A 237-nucleotide genomic window follows, 5' to 3' on the forward strand; every position below is an offset into this window, starting at 1 on the left:
TGCATCCGGGAGGATTCGAACCTCCGACCGCTCGGTTCGTAGCCGAGTACTCTATCCAGCTGAGCTACGGATGCATCAGGGAAACTTACTTACTGCAGATTTGATATCACTGCTAAAGTGATATCGTTTTCCGTAACAACGCTAATGCGTTATTGCAGAGAAGATGGTGCATCCGGGAGGATTCGAACCTCCGACCGCTCGGTTCGTAGCCGAGTACTCTATCCAGCTGAGCTACGG

The 237-nt window shown here is 51.5% G+C and carries 1 tRNA gene; it reads right to left on the reverse strand.

The features are described 5' to 3' along the window. Window positions 1-74: transfer RNA gene (locus OGY15_RS00225), tRNA-Arg, on the reverse strand. Window positions 75-237: the final 163 nt, after the last annotated feature.

This window comes from Citrobacter sp. Cu231 (genome assembly GCF_030332265.1).
GTDB lineage: Bacteria > Pseudomonadota > Gammaproteobacteria > Enterobacterales > Enterobacteriaceae > Citrobacter > Citrobacter meridianamericanus.